The 20,109-nt window shown below is 44.6% G+C and carries 18 protein-coding genes and 1 tRNA gene; 18 read left to right on the forward strand and 1 reads right to left on the reverse strand.

The window, feature by feature from the left end:
- Positions 1-62 precede the first annotated feature (62 nt).
- From infC to MKY35_RS07270, 8 genes are all read left to right on the forward strand, one after another.
- Entirely contained in the window at positions 63-560 is a 498-nt protein-coding gene (gene infC / locus MKY35_RS07235; protein ID WP_010349250.1) for a translation initiation factor IF-3, read from the forward strand.
- A gap of 20 nt (positions 561-580) precedes the next feature.
- Positions 581-781 (forward strand): 50S ribosomal protein L35, encoded by a 201-nt coding sequence (gene rpmI / locus MKY35_RS07240; RefSeq protein ID WP_013309379.1) that lies wholly within the window; start codon positions 581-583, stop codon positions 779-781.
- A 51-nt stretch (positions 782-832) separates the two neighbouring features.
- A complete protein-coding gene (rplT, locus tag MKY35_RS07245; RefSeq protein WP_007429517.1) occupies positions 833-1,192 on the forward strand; it encodes a 50S ribosomal protein L20 in 360 nt (119 codons plus the stop codon).
- Positions 1,193-1,570: 378 nt separating this feature from the next.
- Entirely contained in the window at positions 1,571-2,608 is a 1,038-nt protein-coding gene (locus MKY35_RS07250; protein WP_165145041.1) for a BMP family protein, read from the forward strand.
- A gap of 141 nt (positions 2,609-2,749) precedes the next feature.
- Positions 2,750-4,288 carry an ABC transporter ATP-binding protein gene (locus MKY35_RS07255; RefSeq protein WP_029516472.1) on the forward strand — a complete coding sequence of 513 codons (1,539 nt, stop codon included), beginning with the start codon at positions 2,750-2,752 and terminating at the stop codon, positions 4,286-4,288.
- Positions 4,281-5,360: an ABC transporter permease gene (locus MKY35_RS07260; protein WP_069012850.1), complete on the forward strand. Its 1,080-nt coding sequence runs from the start codon at positions 4,281-4,283 to the stop codon at positions 5,358-5,360. The genes MKY35_RS07255 and MKY35_RS07260 overlap by 8 nt, the downstream gene beginning before the upstream one ends.
- Position 5,361: 1 nt before the next feature.
- Positions 5,362-6,321, forward strand: a complete 960-nt coding sequence (locus MKY35_RS07265) for an ABC transporter permease (RefSeq protein WP_010349245.1) — start codon at positions 5,362-5,364, stop codon at positions 6,319-6,321.
- A gap of 261 nt (positions 6,322-6,582) precedes the next feature.
- The gene (locus MKY35_RS07270) at positions 6,583-6,930 is read left to right on the forward strand and encodes a hypothetical protein (RefSeq protein WP_342446001.1); all 348 of its coding nucleotides are present in this window, start codon (positions 6,583-6,585) and stop codon (positions 6,928-6,930) included.
- Between the two features lie 34 nt (positions 6,931-6,964).
- Here the strand turns inward: MKY35_RS07270 and MKY35_RS07275 are convergent, their stop codons facing one another.
- Positions 6,965-7,405, reverse strand: a complete 441-nt coding sequence (locus tag MKY35_RS07275) for a GNAT family N-acetyltransferase (protein ID WP_029516474.1) — start codon at positions 7,403-7,405, stop codon at positions 6,965-6,967.
- 613 nt (positions 7,406-8,018) lie between these two features.
- Here MKY35_RS07275 and ilvB point away from each other — a divergent pair.
- The 10 genes from ilvB (at position 8,019) to MKY35_RS07325 (ending at position 19,998) form a co-directional block, all read left to right on the forward strand.
- Positions 8,019-9,764, forward strand: coding sequence for a biosynthetic-type acetolactate synthase large subunit (ilvB, locus tag MKY35_RS07280; protein ID WP_029516475.1), 1,746 nt, complete (start codon positions 8,019-8,021; stop codon positions 9,762-9,764).
- Between the two features lies 1 nt (position 9,765).
- On the forward strand, positions 9,766-10,251 hold the full coding sequence (ilvN, locus tag MKY35_RS07285) for an acetolactate synthase small subunit (protein WP_023987760.1): 486 nt from the start codon (positions 9,766-9,768) through the stop codon (positions 10,249-10,251).
- A 163-nt stretch (positions 10,252-10,414) separates the two neighbouring features.
- Positions 10,415-11,407 carry a ketol-acid reductoisomerase gene (gene ilvC, locus MKY35_RS07290; RefSeq protein ID WP_013309387.1) on the forward strand — a complete coding sequence of 331 codons (993 nt, stop codon included), beginning with the start codon at positions 10,415-10,417 and terminating at the stop codon, positions 11,405-11,407.
- Positions 11,408-11,531: 124 nt separating this feature from the next.
- Positions 11,532-13,073, forward strand: coding sequence for a 2-isopropylmalate synthase (locus MKY35_RS07295; protein ID WP_342446002.1), 1,542 nt, complete (start codon positions 11,532-11,534; stop codon positions 13,071-13,073).
- 203 nt (positions 13,074-13,276) lie between these two features.
- Positions 13,277-14,353, forward strand: a complete 1,077-nt coding sequence (gene leuB / locus MKY35_RS07300) for a 3-isopropylmalate dehydrogenase (RefSeq protein ID WP_029516477.1) — start codon at positions 13,277-13,279, stop codon at positions 14,351-14,353.
- A 323-nt stretch (positions 14,354-14,676) separates the two neighbouring features.
- A complete protein-coding gene (locus MKY35_RS07305) occupies positions 14,677-15,216 on the forward strand; it encodes a peroxiredoxin (protein WP_023987763.1) in 540 nt (179 codons plus the stop codon).
- Positions 15,217-15,479: 263 nt separating this feature from the next.
- Positions 15,480-15,896: a hypothetical protein gene (locus MKY35_RS07310; protein WP_013309391.1), complete on the forward strand. Its 417-nt coding sequence runs from the start codon at positions 15,480-15,482 to the stop codon at positions 15,894-15,896.
- Positions 15,897-16,233: 337 nt separating this feature from the next.
- The gene (locus MKY35_RS07315; protein ID WP_039269745.1) at positions 16,234-17,337 is read left to right on the forward strand and encodes an ATP-binding protein; all 1,104 of its coding nucleotides are present in this window, start codon (positions 16,234-16,236) and stop codon (positions 17,335-17,337) included.
- Positions 17,338-17,678: 341 nt separating this feature from the next.
- Positions 17,679-19,820 (forward strand): EAL domain-containing protein, encoded by a 2,142-nt coding sequence (locus tag MKY35_RS07320; RefSeq protein ID WP_322251378.1) that lies wholly within the window; start codon positions 17,679-17,681, stop codon positions 19,818-19,820.
- Between the two features lie 107 nt (positions 19,821-19,927).
- Positions 19,928-19,998: transfer RNA gene (locus MKY35_RS07325), tRNA-Gly, on the forward strand.
- The last annotated feature ends 111 nt before the right edge of the window (positions 19,999-20,109 follow it).

Consider the following 20,109-nt stretch of genomic DNA (forward strand, 5'->3'; position numbering starts at 1 on the left):
GTGCTTAAACACAATACAACAATAACAGGTTCTGGAGGTGGAGGGTTATTAGTAAGGAACATATGATCAATGATGAGATTCGAGTGAGAGAAGTACGTCTAGTTGGTGCGAACGGTGAACAAATCGGGATTAAACCGACGCGTGAAGCTTTGCAAATGGCGATTGACGCAAACTTGGATCTCGTGAACGTGGCGCCTCAAGCGAAGCCGCCCGTGTGTCGGATTATGGATTACGGAAAATTCCGCTATGAGCAACAGAAGAAAGAAAAGGAAGCCCGTAAAAACCAGAAGATCGTTGACATCAAAGAGGTATGGTTCCGTTCCAACATCGAGGAACATGACTACCAAACCAAGTTTCGCAATGTGGTGAAGTTCCTGAATGAAGGGGACAAGGTGAAATGCTCCGTTCGTTTCCGCGGTCGTGAAATTACTCATGCTAACGTGGGTCAAAAAATTCTCGAACGTGTGAAATTGGAAGTTGCTGATCTTTGTACCGTGGAGCGCCAACCCAAGCTCGAAGGACGCAGCATGATTATGATATTGGCTCCAAAGAGTCAATGACAAATTAAGGAGGAAGTTCAATGCCTAAAATGAAAACACATAGCAGCCTTAAAGGCCGCTTCAAAATTACCGGTACTGGTAAAGTAATGCGTTACAAAGCTTACAAAAACCACTTGCTTTCCCACAAATCCAAACGTGCAAAACGCGTTCTGGGTACTAACCCTGAGATGGCACCTGGGGACGTTAAGCGTCTGAAACAAGGTCTTGCTAACCTGAAATAGCACAGCACGGCAATGAATGAAGTATAAACATTATTTGGGAGGTCATTTGATATGGCAAGAGTAAAGGGCGGATTCGTCGTTCGTCGTCGTCATAAAAAAGTATTGAAGCTTGCTAAAGGTTATTTTGGTTCCAAACACCGCATTTTTAAAACAGCTAACGAGCAGGTAATGAAATCGCTTGTTTACGCATACCGTGACCGTCGTCAGACGAAACGTAACTTCCGCAGACTGTGGATCGTGCGTATCAACGCAGCAGCTCGTTTGAACGGTTTGTCTTACAGCAAATTGATGCACGGCCTGAAATTGGCTGGTGTGGACATTAACCGCAAAATCTTGGCTGATCTTGCAGTCAATGATATTAATGCATTCAACTCTTTGGCAACTGTTGCTAAAGGCAAAATCAACGCTTAATTATTCATAATGAAGGCGTGGAAACCACGAAAGTGGTAAAGAGGTATCCCAAGCAGTACGCTGTGTAGGGATGCCTTTTTTTGTACATACTCAATGGTACGGAAAAGACTTTGTTTTCTCCAAAATACGAATAAATATGACGTAGGATGGAAGAATGTATGTTTTTTTTAAGATTGTAGCGCTTACATTGTTGAGGTTTTAAAAAAAATTGACCCAAGGTTATTAATTGTCTAGATTTTAGCCGATCATAATTGTATAATCTCTAAAGTAAGTCTTCTGTACGATCTGTCTCGTCAGTAAATGACATGCATGAGCATGTACATGTTCAAAGAAAAGAGACAGTCCAGGGATCTAACACTAAGGGGGAACAGTATCAGCATGAAGAAAATGTTCAGTATGTCTTTGGTTATGCTGCTGGCGATCTCGGTCATTCTCGCAGGCTGCGGTAACAAAAATCAAGGTGCGTCCAACGCAAATGGTGGAGACACAGGTGGTTCTGCCAAAACATCGAATGTCCAAATCGGCATGGTTACAGATGTGGGTGGAGTAAACGACAAATCGTTTAACCAATCTGCTTGGGAGGCACTACAAGCCACTGAGAAAGAATCAGGCGTTAAAGTTAAATACCTGCAAAGTAAATCCGATCAAGATTATATTCCTAACCTGAACCAATTTGTTAAGGGTGATTTTAACCTGACTTGGGGAATCGGTTTTAATCTGGCGAATGCGATTGGACAAGTAGCGAAAGACAACCCGAGCAAGAATTTGGCGATCATTGACAGTGTCGTGGATGCGCCTAACGTAAAATCGGTTGTTTTTGCTGAAAATGAAGGTTCCTTCTTGGTGGGGGTTGTAGCTGGTAAGCTTACCAAAACAAACAAAATTGGTTTTGTGGGTGGACAAGATAGCCCGTTGATCAAACGTTTTGAAAAAGGATTCGAAGCAGGAATTAAAGCTGTAAATCCAAATGCAAAATTGGAAGTTAACTACACAGGTGCATTTGATAAGCCGGATCTGGGTAAAGCAGCGGCTGCGACGATCTATAACAGCGGTGCAGATATTATTTTCCATGCAGCTGGCGGATCTGGTACAGGTGTATTTAACGAAGCACTCGCACGTAAGCAACAAGGTCAGCAAGTATGGGTTATTGGTGTGGATAAAGACCAATCGCTTGAATTTGGTGACGACGTAACATTGACTTCGATGGTAAAACGTGTAGATGAAGCTGTAAAACGCGTATCTAAAGAAGTAATTGACGGTAAATTTAAGGGCGGTGTCGAAACACTGGCTCTGAAGGATAATGGCATTGGTTTGGCAGACACATCAACGAAAAACGTACCTAAAGACGTGCTTGATATTGTAGAACAATACAAGCAAAAAATTATTAAGGGCGAAATTACAGTTCCTTCGAAATAAGTTTTGGCTTGAAGCATATAGAGGTGGCGACAAGGCTGGTTCATAAGACTAGCCTTGTTCTTACGTCTGGAGTTATATGGATTATAACGGGCAAAATCAGCTCATTGGAGCACATACTATAAAGTGTATAAGGGTGATCTCATGGATGCAGCGACCCCCGTCGTTGAGTTAAAGCAAATTACAAAACGATTCCCCGGCATCGTTGCCAACGACTCCATCAGCATCAAGCTGCATAAGGGAGAAATTCATGCCCTTTTGGGTGAGAATGGCGCGGGTAAATCTACGCTTATGAATATTCTTTTCGGACTGTATCAGCCGGATGAAGGGACCATTGAAATCGGAGGTAAACCCGTACAGATTGATAGTCCAAATAAGGCGATTGATCTGGGGATTGGCATGGTGCATCAGCATTTTAAACTCGTACAGCCGTTTACCGTTACTGAAAATATTGTCCTGGGCTCGGAGCCACGTAAGGGTCTGAAAATCAATTATAAAAAGGCTGCCGCAGAAGTACAGCGGTTGTCTGAGCAGTACGGCCTTCAGGTGAATCCGAATGCCAAAATTGAGGATATATCTGTGGGTATGCAGCAACGTGTAGAAATTATTAAAACGCTTTATCGCGGTGCAGATATTCTGATTTTCGATGAGCCTACAGCTGTACTGACACCACAAGAGATCACTGAGCTGCTGGACATTATGAAACGTTTGGTGGCTGAAGGCAAATCAATTATTCTTATTACTCATAAACTTAAAGAAATCATGCAAATTGCAGATACCGTTACGATCATTCGCCGAGGTCAGGTTATTGATACGGTCAAGACGTCTGAAACAACACCAAATGAGCTGGCTGAGAAAATGGTGGGCCGTCGTGTGTCCTTTAAAGTGGACAAGCAGCTTGCGCAACCAGGACAAACGGTATTGGAAATGAACAATGTAATTTCTAAAAACAAGGATGGTATTCATGTTCTAAATGAGTTGAACCTGCAGGTCAAGGCGGGCGAGATTTTGGGGATTGCCGGAGTAGATGGTAATGGACAGAGTGAGCTGATCGAAGCTTTGACAGGCTTACGCAAGGTGGATGGCGGGAGCATTCGTTTGCTCGGACAAGAGGTGGCCAATCAGTCACCACGCAAAATTTCAGAGGCAGGCGTTTCACATATACCAGAAGACCGTCATAAGCATGGGTTGGTGCTCGATTTTTCTATGAGTGAAAATATGGTGCTGGAGACGTATTACCAGGCGCCTTACAGTAAAAATGGCTTCTTGAACAAAGATGCTATAGAGAAACAGGCTAAAAGTCTCATTGAAAAGTTTGATGTTAGAACACCGGATATTCACACGAAGGCAAGAGCATTATCTGGTGGGAACCAGCAGAAGGCTATCATTGCACGTGAAATTGATAAAAATCCGGACCTTCTCATTGCAGCACAGCCTACACGCGGTCTGGATGTTGGAGCTATTGAATTTGTCCAGAAACAACTGATTGCGCAGAGGGACCAAGGTAAAGCTGTGTTGCTCATATCTTTTGAACTGGACGAGATTATGAATGTATCCGACCGAATTGCTGTCATCTATGAGGGCAAGATTGTCGGGGAAGTGCTGCCAGAAGAAACGAATGACCAGGAACTGGGACTGATGATGGCAGGAAGTGCAGTGAAGAAAGGAGTAGAGAATGGCTAATCTATTGAAAATATTCACAAAAGACTCCTTTGTACTGGCGCTGGTCTCTATTATTTTGGGTCTCCTTCTGGGTGCTATCGTGATGCTGATTGGCGGGTATGACCCTATTGTGGCCTATTCTGCTTTGTTTAGCCGTGTATACGGAGATTCTTATAACTTTGGAGAGGCTATCCGCGAGATGACTCCGCTGATTTTGACGGGGTTGGCATTTGCTTTTGCGGCCCGCGCCGGATTGTTTAATATTGGTGGCGAAGGTCAGTTTCTGGTAGGTATGACAGCTGCTTCGATTGTGGGCATTAAACTCCACGGACTGCCAGCTATCATTCATGCACCGCTAGCTGTGATTGCAGGCGCAGTTTTCGGAGGCCTGTGGGCTGCGATTGCTGGCTATTTGAAGGCCAAACGAGGCGTGAATGAAGTTATTACATGTATTATGATGAACTGGATCGGCCTGTATTTGGCTAATTTGGTGATCAATCAGTTCGCACTTATGGAAGGTGAGAATCGTTCTGTGGATATTCAGCCTTCTGCTTCAATTTCCATCGAATGGCTGTCCCAGATGATGGGGAATGCTCGGGTACATTGGGGTACGGTTATTGCTGTGCTGGCAGCAGTCTTTTTCTACATTTTCATGTGGAAAACAAAGCAGGGCTATGAGCTACGGGCTGTCGGATTTAATCAGGATGCATCCCGTTATGCAGGTATGAATGTAAATCGTAATATTATAAAAGCGATGTTCATTAGTGGAGTTTTTGCCGGATTGGCAGGGGCCTTTGAAGTGCTGGGAGTATTCCATTATCAATCTGTCATGGCAGGATCACCGGGAACGGGTTTTGACGGTATCGCTGTAGCTCTGATTGGGATGAATAACCCATTTGGTGTGCTGCTTGGTTCTGTTTTGTTCGGAACGCTTACGTATGGTTCTGCGGGGATGAGCTTTAGCGCAGATGTACCGCCCGAAATTATCCGGGTTGTCATCGGCTCGATTATTTTCTTCATTGCGGCCCAAGGTATTGTACGTTGGGTTGTGAAGCCGCTCTACTCCAAGCGGAAGAAAGAGAAGGTGTTGTAAAATGAGTTGGTTAACACTTGGTGAATTAATCCATACAACGCTCGTTTTTGCGACGGCGATTATTTTTGCGTCTCTCGGCGGAGTTTTTTCAGAAAAATCCGGTGTGACGAACCTCGGGTTGGAAGGACTTATGGTATTTGGAGCGTTTGCAGCGGGTGTTGGCGGATTTTATGCCGAGCAAGCTGGACTAGGAGGCACCTCTGCGGCTTGGGTAGGTGTGCTGTCAGCTGCGGTGTTCGGTATTCTGGTTTCGCTAATTCATGCTGTAGCCTCTATTACCTTTAAAGCTGATCAGGTAATAAGTGGTATAGTTATTAATTTTCTGGCAGCAGGTAGTACACTGTATATGGTCAAGCTTTTATTTGAGGGTGATGGTGACACCGGTCGGATTCAGGGTTTCAACGAAATATCCATCCCTTACCTTGTGGATATCCCGATTGCAGGAAAAGCCTTTTTCCAAGCTTACCCAACGACATATCTAGCCATTCTATTGGTTATTATTGGATATTTCACCTTGTATAAAACACCGTTTGGCTTGCGTTTGCGTTCCGTTGGGGAGCATCCAGGAGCGGCCGATACCGTGGGAATTAAAGTAAATCGTCTTCGTTATATTGGTGTGATGATTAGTGGGGCGTTGGCTGGGATTGGTGGAGCTACAATCACTCTGACTACAACCAACATGTTCTCACACAATACAGTTTCGGGGCAGGGATATATTGCTATTGCCGCTATGATTTTCGGTAAATGGAATCCGCTCGGTGCTTTTGGCGCAGCAGTGTTTTTTGGTTTTTCACAAGCCATTCGCAACTATGTGCAGCTGTTCGCATGGTCACAAAGTATTCCCCAGGAAATTATTTTTATGTTGCCGTATCTCCTGACGATTATTGTACTGGTAGCGGCTGTCGGACGTTCACGCGCTCCGGCCGCTTTGGGTCAACTTTATGATCCAAGCAAGCGTTAAACTTATAAACAACTGATGCTGTATGTTTTGCAAAATGTACATGGGTGTATAAAAAATCTGGTATCTGCATATGCAGGTATCAGATTTTTTTATATTGTGCAGGCATTTAAACATACGCTACTGGCATGAATGGAATAGACTGTGCTATGCAGATTGGACGGGACGCTCGGCCCCTGTCAGCTCCGGTCTATTTTGTGGTGGTGATGAGCTATCAAGGAGCCGTTCAATCTGTCCATCCGTTGAGAAGAAGGAGGAAATACGATGAAACAGGCAGTAACCAGAAAGCAGGTGGAGAAGCTTGTCGGCAAAGTCATCTTTGCTACTCGCAAGGATGGTTCCCAGGTCAGCGGCAAGCTGATTCGCATTTCGGGTAACCGACTGGTTCTTCAACCAAACCGCAAGAAAAAAGTAAACACGAAGGCAATTATTCCTCTGGTGCTGTTTGACTTGCTTGCCATCGGCACAGCTCCATACATTGGTGCCTATGGTGGGGGATATGGTGGCTACGGTCCGGGCTATGGAGGACCAGGATATGGTCCGCAGTCAGGCCCGTATACAGACGGGGGATACCCCGGGGTAGGATATCCGTATTACCCTAATTTATTTTAGTCATACAAAATCCTGAGCCCGAAAAAGATACTTTTTACAGTAACTTTTCGAGTTCGTGGCATCGGCTCAGAGCTACGTATCGCAGCATTTGATATTGATGACGCAGATAAAAGTGGATCCCCCTGATATTGTCTTCATCCACCATCACTTTAGCCCGCTTGCAGCGACGCAGTCGTCCGTAGTGTTCGGCATGCTCAAGCAGTTTTTTTCCGTATCGCATACCTTGATGAGCCGAAGAGATTGCGATCAAATCAATGTATAATAGTTCGCCATGCAGCATAACATGAATGAAGCCAACAACCTGTGCATTATCCGGTCTGCAAGCTACAAAAGTGATGCCCCGGTTTAAGCGCCGGGGTAATTCTTTGCGTATTTGTTCCATTTCTTGGGCACTTAAATGCGATAGGGGGACAAGCTCTTGCTCGATTAGACGAAAGATGATGTTGTCATCTTGAGAGCTGCGTTTTCGAATCATAAACGGGCCTCCTTTTCTACCCTTTTAACAAGATAAGACGTGGCTTTGGAGGAGTGTACTGTCTCACCGTGTGGTCTTTTTTATAATATGCGGGTACCTCTTACAAGCGTGCGACTCGGAGGTGCTTCAGAAAAGAAACATAAATTTTTATGAAATATGGGTATTGACTATCCCAGATGGGAGACATATAATGTGTCTAAACATTTGAAAGAATGACATGAACTCAACGGCAATGAAGAGGACGAAGTGATTAGGGCTCTTTTGTTCAGAGAGTGAGGCATTAGCTGCAAGCTTCACCAAAATCCCTTTTTAACGAGCTCACCTTGGAGCTGTTTTCCTGAAAAGTATTTGGGCCCGATGATATTAACGGCGTACTAAATCACCTATTAGGGAAAATCGTACGGTCTACGTTACAGACGCCAGATATGGAGATCCTTTGTGATTTCTGTACCTGCCAAGGTTCGATATTGCGAAATATCGGGCAAACACGGGTGGTACCACGGAAGCTACAGCCTTTCGTCCCTCAGTAACAGCAAGTCTGTTCTAGGGATGAAAGGTTTTTTTGTTTTTACAAATGTCAGATGTATGTAAATTTTGTAAAGGAGGATGACCAATGAGTGCACAAATTCCTGAAGTTAGGTCAACCAATGAATTACGTGAAAAGTGGATGAAGCCTGAAGTGATTACAGGTTCGGAAATTTTACTCCGTAGCCTGTTGCTGGAGGGAGTAGATTGTGTCTTCGGATATCCTGGTGGTGCAGTGTTATATATCTATGATGCCATGTATGGCTTTAAGGATTTCAAGCATGTCCTCACTCGTCACGAACAAGGAGCTATTCATGCGGCAGATGGTTATGCACGGGCGAGCGGTAAAGTGGGCGTCTGTATTGCGACTTCCGGACCTGGAGCGACAAACCTGGTAACTGGTATTGCGACGGCTTTTATGGATTCGGTGCCGTTGGTGGTCATCACGGGTAACGTTGTATCTTCCCTGATCGGTACGGATGCTTTCCAGGAAGCCGATATTACGGGAATTACAATGCCGATTACGAAACATAGCTATCTGGTAAGAGATGTAGAGGATCTACCGCGAATCATCCATGAGGCATTTCATATTGCCAACACAGGGCGCAAGGGACCGGTACTGATTGATATTCCGAAGGATATTTCTGCAGCCCAGACGTTGTTTGTCCCACAAACGGAACCTGTGACCATGCGGGGTTATAACCCGAAAGTGTTGCCCAACAAAATTCAACTAGACAAGCTAACTCAAGCTATTTCCGAAGCAGAACGTCCATTCATTCTGGCAGGTGGAGGAGTTGTATACTCCGGTGGACATGAAGCACTTTACGAGTTTGTTCGTAAAACGGAAATTCCTATCACGACAACATTGCTCGGATTGGGTGGCTTCCCAAGTGGACATGAATTGTGGACGGGGATGCCGGGGATGCATGGAACATACACCTCCAATCAGGCGATTCAACAGTCAGATCTGTTGATCTGTATCGGAGCCCGCTTCGATGATCGGGTAACAGGCAAGTTGGATGGGTTTGCTCCTCAAGCTAAAATCGTCCACATTGATATCGATCCTGCTGAAATTGGAAAAAATGTTGCAGCGGATATTCCTATCGTGGGTGACGTGAAGGCAGTGCTGGAATTGCTGAATCAGGATGTGAAACGTGCGGACCTGGCAGATGCATGGAGAGCGCAAATTCAGCATTGGAAGAATGAGAAACCTTATTCTTATAAGGATTCTGAAACGGTACTTAAACCCCAATGGGTTGTTGAGTTGTTGGATGAAACGACCAAGGGTGGTGCAATCGTAACGACAGACGTGGGACAGCATCAAATGTGGGCAGCGCAGTATTACAAATTCAATCAGCCACGCTCATGGGTCACCTCTGGTGGACTCGGTACGATGGGATTTGGTTTCCCTTCTGCAATCGGTGCTCAAATGGCCAATCCCGACAGATTGGTAATATCGATTAACGGGGACGGCGGTATGCAGATGTGTTCGCAGGAATTAGCCATCTGTGCAATCAATAACATTCCGGTTAAAATCGTAATTATCAACAACCAGGTGCTTGGAATGGTTCGCCAATGGCAGGAATTGATCTATAACAATCGGTATAGTCACATTGACCTGGCGGGAAGTCCGGATTTTGTGAAACTTGCCGAAGCATACGGTGTCAAAGGGCTGCGTGCTACGAATAAGGAAGAGGCACGTCGGGCTTGGCAGGAGGCGCTTGATACACCCGGACCGGTCGTTGTCGAGTTTGTAGTCAGCAAGGAAGAGAACGTATATCCAATGGTGACGCAAGGTTCGACAATTGATCAAATGCTGATGGGGGACGAGTAAAATGACAACAAAAAATACCATTGCTGTACTGGTAAATGATCAACCCGGCGTTTTGCAACGTGTGTCCGGCCTGTTCGGTCGCCGCGGCTTTAACATTGAGAGCATAACTGTGGGACAATCGGAAGAAGTTGGATTATCCCGTATGGTCATTGTGACTGTAGGGGATGAGAACAACCTAGAGCAGATTGAAAAGCAGCTTTACAAGCTGGTTGATGTGATCAAGGTCATCGATCTCAGTTCCAAACCAATGGTAGCCCGGGAATTGGCGATGATAAAGGTAAAGGCAGAACCGCCTCAACGGCCAGAGATTATGGGCGTGGTAGAAACATTCAGAGCAGCTGTAATTGATGTTGGAACGACGAGTTTGATTGTACAGGTCATTGGCGATACAGAAAAAATTGATGCCATGATCGAGTTGTTGAAGCCTTACGGTATTCGGGAGTTGACTCGAACCGGGGTTACAGCTATGATACGTGGCAATGCTTAATATGGAGCTTTAACGAATTACCGCTTATAGCGCATTACATCAATAAAGAACCGCCCGCATAAGAGCGGGGACTCGAAGAGATTTTTAGATGCTAATCACGAGGGAAAGTCTCTTGGAGTACCCGCTCATTATGAAGGGTCCAATTAAAAGGAGGAAATTAACCATGGCAGTTACAACGTACTACGAAAAAGATGCAGAACTCAGCGTATTGAAAGGAAAGACAGTGGCCGTTATCGGTTACGGTAGCCAAGGGCATGCTCAAGCACAAAACTTGCGTGACAGTGGTGTGAATGTTGTTATTGGTTTGCGTGAAGGCAAATCGGCTGATGTCGCAAGAAACGACGGTTTTGAAGTTCTGAACGTAGCTGATGCAACAAGCCGTGCAGATGTGGTTCAAATTTTGTTACCTGATGAAACTCAAGCTTCTGTGTACAAAAATGAAATTGAACCTAACCTGAAAAAAGGCGCAGCTCTTTTGTTCTCCCATGGTTTTAACGTTCATTTTGGACAAATCGTAGCTCCTAAAGATAGCGATGTATTGCTGGTTGCTCCAAAATCCCCAGGACATATGGTACGTCGTACTTATGTAGAAGGGTTTGGAGTACCGGGGCTGATCGCAATTGAGCAGGACGCAACGGGTCAGGCCAAAGAAATCGGACTTGCTTACGCAAAAGGCATTGGCTGTACACGTGCGGGCGTAATTGAAACCTCCTTCCGTGAAGAAACGGAGACGGATCTGTTCGGTGAGCAGGCGGTATTGTGTGGCGGCGTGAGCGCACTTGTAAAAGCGGGCTTTGAAACATTGACTGAAGCAGGTTATGCTCCTGAGATGGCATACTTTGAATGTTTGCATGAGCTTAAGCTGATCGTTGACTTGATGTATGAAGGTGGATTGGCAACGATGCGTGATTCCATCAGTAATACAGCGGAATATGGCGATTATGTAACTGGACCACGTGTGGTAACGGAAGATACGAAGAAAGCCATGAAGGATGTATTGACTGACATTCAACAAGGTAAATTTGCTCGTGACTTCATCCTTGAAAATCAATCTGGACGTGCATTCCTTACGGCAACTCGTCGTAATGAAGCTAACCATCCGATTGAAGTGGTGGGCGGACAATTGCGTGAAATGATGCATTGGATCAAAAAGTAATAATCTTTTGTACTATGAATTCGACTACATGCATTATTTATAAATATTAATTACAATGCGGCCCTGCTTATTGCGTGAGCCGCATTGTAATTTAAGGGTCCTAATCCTGAGGAGGTGCGTTAGGTTGCGCAAAATATATATATTTGACACAACGTTGAGAGACGGAGAACAGTCACCTGGCGTGAACTTGAATACTCGTGAAAAAGTGGAGATCGCTCATCAGTTGGAGAAGCTGGGAATTGATCGTATGGAGGCTGGGTTCCCGGCTGCTTCTCCGGGTGATCTGGCAGCTGTTAATGCAGTAGCAAAAGCTGTAAAAAATTCGACGGTGATTGGTCTTTCGCGTGCAAGGGAACAGGATATTGATGCAGTTCGCGAGGCACTCAAGGGAGCTCAGGACCCGTGTATCCATATCTTTTTGGCAACCTCTCCTATTCACCGTCAACATAAGCTGCGGATGGAGAAGGCACAGGTTTTGGAAACTGCTCGTGCTGCCATACGCTATGGGTTGAAATATTTGCCTAAAGTGGAGTTTTCCTTGGAAGATGCAGGCCGTACAGAGCTTGATTTTGTGGTTGAAATGGTCACCATGGCTGTACAAGAAGGAGCTTCTGTCGTCAACATTCCAGATACGGTAGGTTACTTGACACCCTATGAGTATGGAAATATATTCAAACATATTAAGGAAAATGTAATCGATGTGGAGAAGATTCAATTGAGTGCACATTGCCACAATGACCTGGGAATGGCTACTGCTAATACACTTGCTGCCATCCTGAACGGCGCGGATCAGATCGAGGGAACCATTAACGGTATCGGTGAACGTGCTGGAAACACGGCCATTGAGGAAATCGCCATGGCACTGGAGACGAGACAGGAATTTTTCCAGGCCAAAACGTCTCTGCAATTGTCTGAAATTGCGCGCACGAGCCGTTTGGTTAGCCGTTTGACGGGGATGGTAGTGCCGGGCAACAAGGCAATTGTTGGAGCCAACGCTTTTGCGCACGAATCAGGTATTCATCAAGACGGTATGCTGAAAGAGAAAACGACTTATGAAATCATGACACCAGAAAGTATCGGTCTGAAAGAAAGCAAGTTGGTACTCGGTAAGCACTCAGGTCGTCATGCTTTCCGTGAGCGTTTGATCGAGTTGGGCTACGAATTGAACGAAGAAGATCTGAATCGCGCTTTTGGGCAGTTCAAGGATTTGGCTGATAAGAAAAAGGAAGTTTCGGACGATGATATTTTGGCATTGCTGGAAGAAAAATTGGCTGATGCACCTGAAGTCTTCAAGCTGGAAACCATTTTTGTTACCTACGGGAATAAGGCTACGCCTTCCGCACAAGTGCGTCTGGTTAACGATGAAGGTCAGATTATTGAGACAGAAGCTGAAGGAAATGGTTCAGTCGATGCGATCTATAATGCGATTGATCAAGCCAGCGGTGAGAGCGTTGTACTTTCAGATTACTCCATCAAGTCTGTTACCCATGGTAAGGACGCTCTGGGTGAAGTCCATGTAGTGCTGACGCAAAACGAACTGTCTGTACAGGGACGCGGGGTAAGCACCGATATTCTGGAAGCAAGTGCTCGGGCTTACGTGGATGCGCTGAATGGTTTAATCGACAAGCGTAAAAACTACAGTAATCGCGTAGATTATAAATCTTAGTTTTTATGCAGACTTAAGAGTTGGGTTTACAGGGTCGGGTTTTTCCGGTCCTGTTTTCTTTTTTTCTGATGAAAAAACCAGCTTATAGGCTGTGCCTATTGAATTGATAGATTCTATATCTTGGTCAAAGCCCTGCCATATATGTTACAAAGAAGGTATGAAAAATACGGTTGTATGGCTGTATAACAAGAGGAGTGTACGTGATGGCAGACGTTAAAAAGATTGCGGTAATAGCGGGAGATGGAATTGGACCTGAAGTGGTCGCAGAGGCAGAGAAAATTTTGAAACGTACGGAAGAAGTATTCGGCTTTTCATTTGAAACGGAGCATGCGCTGTTCGGCGGGATTGCCATTGATAAGAAGGGCACACCATTACCGGAAGAAACACTGGCAGTATGTCAGTCTGCAGATGCTGTTCTGCTGGGTGCGGTAGGAGGGCCACAATGGGATAACAATCCAAAGGAACTTCGTCCTGAAACCGGGCTGCTAGGCATTCGCAAAGAGCTTGGTCTGTTTTCGAATCTTCGTCCTGCCGTCGTCTTTGACTGTCTCAAGGACGCGTCTACATTGAAACCGGAAGTGTTGGAAGGAACGGACCTGATCGTGGTGCGCGAACTGACGGGCGGCATTTATTTCGGCGAGAAGTTCAGACGAGAAAGTCCTCAGGGTGAGGAAGCAGTTGATACTTGCGCATATAATGTAACAGAAGTAGAGCGTATCGTGCGCCAATCTTTCGAAATTGCACAAAAACGTCGCAAAAAACTTGCATCGGTGGATAAGGCTAATGTACTGGAAACTTCCCGTTTATGGCGTGAAGTAGTGAACCGGGTTGCTGTAGACTACCCGGATGTCGAGCTGGAGCATGTATTGGTTGATAACTGCGCCATGCAATTGCTGCGTCGTCCATCTAGCTTCGACGTCATCGTGACGGAAAATATGTTTGGTGACATTCTCAGTGATGAAGCGGCTATGCTGACTGGATCCATCGGCATGCTCTCCTCCGCATCACTGGGAGAAGGCAGCTTCGGCCTATACGAGCCGGTACATGGCTCGGCGCCTGACATTGCAGGTCAAGGCCTGGCGAATCCCATTGCAACGATTTTGTCCGTTGCTTTGATGTTCCGTCTTACCTTCGGGTACGAGAAGGCAGCAGATGCCATTGAGAAAGCCGTAGCTGAGGTACTGGATGCAGGGCACCGTACGGCGGATATTGCGGTGGATAAATCTCAAGCAATCTCGACAACTCAAATGGGTGATCTGATCGCAGCAGCTATTCGCTAAAAGCTCCGTAAATGCACCCGTTCTGAAAAAAAGCTTCCTATTATATAGTAAGGTTATACAGTCTGGCTTTTTGGCAAATGTTTAGCACAGTAGCTCCTGAGCAATCAGGGGCTATTTGTATATTCAAAGGTTCAAAATGTGAATAAAATGTGAATTTTTAAGCTAGTTTAAAATAATTATAAAAAAGTAATGGTTACAATATTGACTTTGATTTCAGCGAATGATAACATTTATCAAGTAAGTTGTTGTTTATTACAATACAGATGATTGAGGAAAGCACATTTGGTGTTTTTCTTACATATTTTAAAGGAGGATTTCATATTATGGCAGAAAGATTGGTAGGAAGACCCGCCCCTGATTTTGCATTGGAAACAGTGACTGGAGACGGTCAAGAATTTGGTTCGGTGAAGCTTTCCGATTACCGTGGCAAGTGGCTCGTATTTTTCTTCTATCCACTGGATTTCACTTTTGTGTGCCCTACGGAAATTACAGCATTGAGCGATGCTGCTGACCAATTCAAAGAGCTGGATACTGAAATTCTGGGTATCAGTGTAGACTCCGTGCACAGTCACAAAGCATGGATCAACACAGCTAAAGAAAACAACGGTCTAGGCAAACTGAACTTCCCATTGGCTTCTGACATCACGAAAAAAACAGCAAGCGATTATGGCGTTCTGATCGAAGAAGAAGGCGTTGCATTGCGCGGCTTGTTCATCATTGATCCAGAAGGCGAATTGAAATATCAAGTGGTTAACCACAACGATGTAGGTCGCAGTGTAGAAGAAACATTGCGTGTACTGCAAGCTTTGCAATCCGGTGGCTTGTGCCCAATGAACTGGAAACCAGGCGATCAAAATCTGTAATATAAGCTTCACAAGTTGAAATTAATTAAACAAACAAGCCCCCAACTAGCGGTTACTCTACCGTTATTGGGGGCTTGCTTGCCTGCTCTGTGCAGCGAAAAATGTGAGGACAGCCTGTTTAATGAGGCAACGCAGAGTGAGGTAACAAATAATTATGGAAATGTTGTTGTGTTCTGGAGGAATTTTGCCTGACGAAAGCGAATAAGGTATTGTAGAAGATAAACAAGGCAGAACAGGTTTTGTTCAGAGGAGGCTGAGCCCGGATGAGTTATTGCTGTGGAGCAAGCATGGTAGGAACCAAGGGAACGCTGAAGCATTACCGCACCCAAGTTCATAATGTTCCTTTGCTGTTTTGCCCGGTATGTCGTCGCATTGAAGTTCATTATAAAGTCGAAAATGAGTATGAAATTTTGGCTGAATATGCACATGGAGATGGGGCAACCGAGATTGATTTTCAGGATTATGTCATGGAAGACGATGATACGATATTTGAAAATTGTGTGAATCGTGAAAGTGAAGATGCGTTTGAAATTGTGAAGCGTCAAATTGACATATCCCTGGATTTATTGATGGTAGCCAAACAGATGAATGATGAAAAATGGCAGGGAGAGCTTAAGAGAAGACTGGCCGTTATGAGCCAAAGACGATCCCGGCTTCAACATAATAAGAGCGGCAGTTGACATCCTACACACCAAAGAAGCTCTCAATTCTGGAGAGCTTCTTTGGTGTGTAGGGCGCTTGTTCCTAACTTCATTTTTCATTTTGGTAATGTTGCGCAGATATTATGACGAAAGAAAACAGGATAAAAATTTGGATTCGACACTTTTTCCGATTGACTGCGATCCTTAATCTTGTCTATCATAAAATAAGACTGGAATTGGAAAGAGATGGTCGGATTTCTGTGTAACTGTTTTCTACACCATTGAAGGGTAGTCGATAGATGCCTTTCTTTTCTTCAAGATTATTACGCGTCCGATACGGCCAGTTTGTCATTCCGAAACAAGGGGGAAGCCTGGCATGATCAGTGAATTCCAAGAAGCCTTGCTTGATACCGTGGGAGCTTGTCCTTCCACACAGATCGCCAATAACAAGTATGAAAATGTGCTGGAGAACCTGGATAGTGGTATCATGCTGTTTGACAGTGACGGGGTACTGACCTTTATTAACGTGCAAATGGCGAAATTGCTGGAGCTACCACGGAGTTCGCTAGCAGGTCGCAATTTGATGCAAATTTTGCATCATCCTGAGTTAAGCCGGTTTAAGAAGAAGAAAATCATGCGGATTTATAAAGAAACTATCTTTCATAGAAAGCGCTATCATGAGTTAATTGATGAGTATGGTCGGCATTGGTTGATAACAGTAACCTATGGTGATCAGATGGATGGCGATTTTTTGTTTAGCGTCAAGGATGTGTCGGATTATAAGCAGATTGAGCAAACAGCATATCAAAACGATAAGCTGGCGATGCTGGGACGCATCTCGGCCTCTATTGCTCATGAAATCCGTAACCCGCTTACCGCAATCCGGGGCTTTATTCAATTGCTTCGACCGCATTTGGTGGAGTTGGGCAGGGATGAGTATGCCCGCATTATATTAACAGAAATTGATCGTGCGAACGACATTATTTATGAGTTCTTAAATTCGTCCAAGCCTTCGGCTCCGCAAAAAACGGCTGTATCTGTGATGGGGCTGCTGAAAGAAGTAGTGATGCTGACAGAAAGCGAAGCATTGATGAAGGGTTGCCAGATTGCATTGGACGAAAATGATGAGCTCATGAAGGTTTCCATTGATGTGAAGCAGATTAAGCAGGTTATTCTCAATATGATTAAAAATGCAATGGATGCCATTGAAAGCATGGGTGGGGAACGAGAGGGCTGCATCGATATTCATACAGTGCTTGAGGGCAATTATGTCCACATTTGTATTGAAGATAACGGATTAGGTATGGATCACAATACATTGACGCGTTTATTTGATCCTTTTTTTACAACAAAAGAAAGTGGAACCGGATTGGGATTGGCTGTGAGCTATCGAATTATCAAAAATCACGGAGGTTTCATACATGTAGACAGTAAACATGGAAGTGGCACACAATTCAAAATCACGCTTCCTGTAGTTTAATATGGGGAGGTTTTCGCAGAGGGGTCCTGTACATACTATTTCTTTTATGTTGTGCAGCGTTGGGGTATAGGTATCACCTTTTTGGAAAAGGTTATCTGAAGCGCATAATCTGACAAGATGATGCGCTTTTTTGGTGCTGTAAGCTCGGTTATTTGCGTAAATGCGAAAATGAATTCATGAATTTAAGACAAAAAAATGATTCACCTTTCACAGATTAAATGCTATTATATACCAGAATACAACATTATTTTTGATACTATAGACTTAAACAACGGCTTCCAAAGCTGTCAAACGTCTTAGATGATCGGAATCTCCGATATGCAGGGGGCTGAAGAGGCTGAATGAGTATACGGCTGGAAGTAAAAAAAACGATAGGTATCGGCATTGCTGCGATAGTTTTGTTTGTCTTGGTTCAGTTATTTCACGTAACTTTGAATAAGATATACTCCCATAATGTTTTTTTCTTGTTATATCCGATCATAGGGTTTGCCTGTGCTGCGATTTGTTTTTCTATTTTTTATCAATCCTGGTCCGTTTTACTGGAACAGTTATCCTTGCAGAGACTTCTTATTGCCCCGACGTTTTTGGTGGCTGGTCTGCTTTACCTTGTTCATATTGTTTCGTTTAGTTTCGTGAGCCTGACGGACTTTGCTTTGTCTCCGGGCGTTTCGTTATGGCTGCTGTTTGTAAATCGTGCCTTTACCTCTGTCTTGCTCTTATGCGTTTGTTTCCTCCCGTTTAACAAGACGAAATCTGAATACAAAGCGGTGGCTTTGTGGGCAGGGATAGGCTGCACTTTGCTGATTCTAGGAGTTATTAAGATATTTGGTGCAGGCTTACCGGATCTACGTATACGATACGAAATAGGTAACCTGGGCTGGACGTTAAATCTGGCTGTCATGTTACTACTTGTGTTCACTTTTATTTTCGGGGTGCGAAAATATCGGAAAGTTCGCCCGGCGGAGTTGGGCATGTTGCTTATGGTTCGTGGAATTGGACTGTGTGTTGTGAGTCAGTTGTTCTATTTATTTTCTGAGCAAATGAGCGATATTAATCACCTATTGGGACTTTTGACCAACGCGATAGCATTCTATAACATGTTGAGCGGGCTGGTCCGGTTGATGGTTCTGGTTCCTTATCGTGAAAAGCAGGCAGCCGAATCTGAGTTTAATCACATTGCTTATAATGATGATATAACAGGACTCCCCAATCGTCGCCGCCTTTCCCAACGTTTAGATAAAATATTGCGCAAATCATTGAAATCGGATGAGACAGTAGCACTTTTAGTTCTAAATATTGATCGTTTCAAGGCGATTAATGATTCGCTTGGACATATGGCAGGAAACTATTTGCTGTATGCAGTAGGCGAACGCTTGGGGCATTTTAGCCATGAAGGGGAAGCTGTCTTTAGCATGGGCGGAGATGAATTTGCCTTTCTTCTAACGGGATACGAAGATACAGATGCTATGAGAAGTCGTATTGATGATATGGTGAAGCTGTTCGATCTGCCTTTCGATATTGATGGTGAGTCTTATCATGTGACGGTGAGCGTTGGTATAGCTTTGTACCCGTTGGATGCGAATCAGAGTGAACAGCTTATTCAGCAGGCGGATACGGCTGTACATAGTGCTAAAGAGCAGGGAGTGAATTTTCAGCGGTATGCTAGTTCGATGCAGATGCGAGCGCATGAAAGACTCCAGCTGGAAAATGATCTGCGGCGAGCGCTTGAAAATGAGGAATTTTCATTGGTGTATCAACCTCGTGTCCACCTGCAAAGTGGCGAGCTAACGAGTTTGGAGGCGCTGGTGCGTTGGAATCATCCTCATCGTGGGATGGTGATGCCAGGCGATTTTATTCCGGTGGCTGAAGAAAGTGGTTTAATTGTGCCCTTGGGGGAATGGGTGTTACGGGAGGCCTGTCTGCAAAATAAGCATTGGCAGGAGCTTGGGTACCCACCAATCCCGATTTCGGTCAATTTATCCATGCGCCAATTTCAGCAAAAAAAGCTGGTGGATGTAATTCGGGGCATTTTGACCTATACGGAACTTGAAGCACGCTATCTAGAGCTGGAGATTACCGAGAGTATGACCTTTGATAAGGATCGAGCCTTTGAACAGTTAAAAAAAATAAAGGCTATTGGTGTCGCAATCAGTATTGATGATTTTGGAACTGGCTATAGCTCATTGCATTATTTGAAGAATCTCCCGATTGATCGTCTGAAAATTGATCGTTCCTTTGTAAATGAGGTACTGGTCGACAGCAAAAATGCAGCAATTGTATCTACTATTGCCTCCATGGCTCACCATTTGAAGCTGAAGGTTACGGCTGAAGGGGTAGAAAATGAGGAGCAGCTTCATTTTTTGCAGGCACAAGATTGTCATGAGGGTCAGGGGTATTACTTTAGTCGCCCCATTCCGGCAGAAATCTTTGAAAAATTGTTTTTACGTGAACCTATGAATTGGCTGGCTCAGGATAGTATGTAGTATGCTTGCATTTTGCTGAAAGGTAAGTTATACTAAATAACATCCTGATTCAGCTGGTTGACGATAGGTTAAGCGTGCCATACATAAGAATCGAGATATTATAAAATGCGGGTGTAGTTCAATGGTAGAACTTCAGCCTTCCAAGCTGATAGCGTGGGTTCGATTCCCATCACCCGCTTACTATTTTAAGAAGTTCGAAACCCTTGTGACGCAAGGGTTTTTGTTTTGTTTGGAGTAGATAAATACATTATAGCCGGGGTGCCAATGGGGTATCACGGCTTTTTGCGTT

Source organism: Paenibacillus sp. FSL L8-0638 (genome assembly GCF_038593075.1).
In the GTDB taxonomy this organism is placed as follows: Bacteria; Bacillota; Bacilli; order Paenibacillales; family Paenibacillaceae; genus Paenibacillus; species Paenibacillus polymyxa_D.

Bases quoted from the DNA above. Each gene is read 5' to 3' on its own strand.
- infC (WP_010349250.1), top strand. From the start codon at position 63: ATGATCAATGATGAGATTCGAGTGAGAGAAGTACGTCTAGTTGGTGCG.
- rpmI (WP_013309379.1), top strand. From the start codon at position 581: ATGCCTAAAATGAAAACACATAGCAGCCTTAAAGGCCGCTTCAAAATT.
- rplT (WP_007429517.1), top strand. From the start codon at position 833: ATGGCAAGAGTAAAGGGCGGATTCGTCGTTCGTCGTCGTCATAAAAAA.
- MKY35_RS07250 (WP_165145041.1), top strand. From the start codon at position 1,571: ATGAAGAAAATGTTCAGTATGTCTTTGGTTATGCTGCTGGCGATCTCG.
- MKY35_RS07255 (WP_029516472.1), top strand. From the start codon at position 2,750: ATGGATGCAGCGACCCCCGTCGTTGAGTTAAAGCAAATTACAAAACGA.
- MKY35_RS07260 (WP_069012850.1), top strand. From the start codon at position 4,281: ATGGCTAATCTATTGAAAATATTCACAAAAGACTCCTTTGTACTGGCG.
- MKY35_RS07265 (WP_010349245.1), top strand. From the start codon at position 5,362: ATGAGTTGGTTAACACTTGGTGAATTAATCCATACAACGCTCGTTTTT.
- MKY35_RS07270 (WP_342446001.1), top strand. From the start codon at position 6,583: ATGAAACAGGCAGTAACCAGAAAGCAGGTGGAGAAGCTTGTCGGCAAA.
- MKY35_RS07275 (WP_029516474.1), bottom strand. From the start codon at position 7,405: ATGATTCGAAAACGCAGCTCTCAAGATGACAACATCATCTTTCGTCTA.
- ilvB (WP_029516475.1), top strand. From the start codon at position 8,019: ATGAGTGCACAAATTCCTGAAGTTAGGTCAACCAATGAATTACGTGAA.
- ilvN (WP_023987760.1), top strand. From the start codon at position 9,766: ATGACAACAAAAAATACCATTGCTGTACTGGTAAATGATCAACCCGGC.
- ilvC (WP_013309387.1), top strand. From the start codon at position 10,415: ATGGCAGTTACAACGTACTACGAAAAAGATGCAGAACTCAGCGTATTG.
- leuB (WP_029516477.1), top strand. From the start codon at position 13,277: ATGGCAGACGTTAAAAAGATTGCGGTAATAGCGGGAGATGGAATTGGA.
- MKY35_RS07305 (WP_023987763.1), top strand. From the start codon at position 14,677: ATGGCAGAAAGATTGGTAGGAAGACCCGCCCCTGATTTTGCATTGGAA.
- MKY35_RS07310 (WP_013309391.1), top strand. From the start codon at position 15,480: ATGAGTTATTGCTGTGGAGCAAGCATGGTAGGAACCAAGGGAACGCTG.
- MKY35_RS07315 (WP_039269745.1), top strand. From the start codon at position 16,234: ATGATCAGTGAATTCCAAGAAGCCTTGCTTGATACCGTGGGAGCTTGT.
- MKY35_RS07320 (WP_322251378.1), top strand. From the start codon at position 17,679: ATGAGTATACGGCTGGAAGTAAAAAAAACGATAGGTATCGGCATTGCT.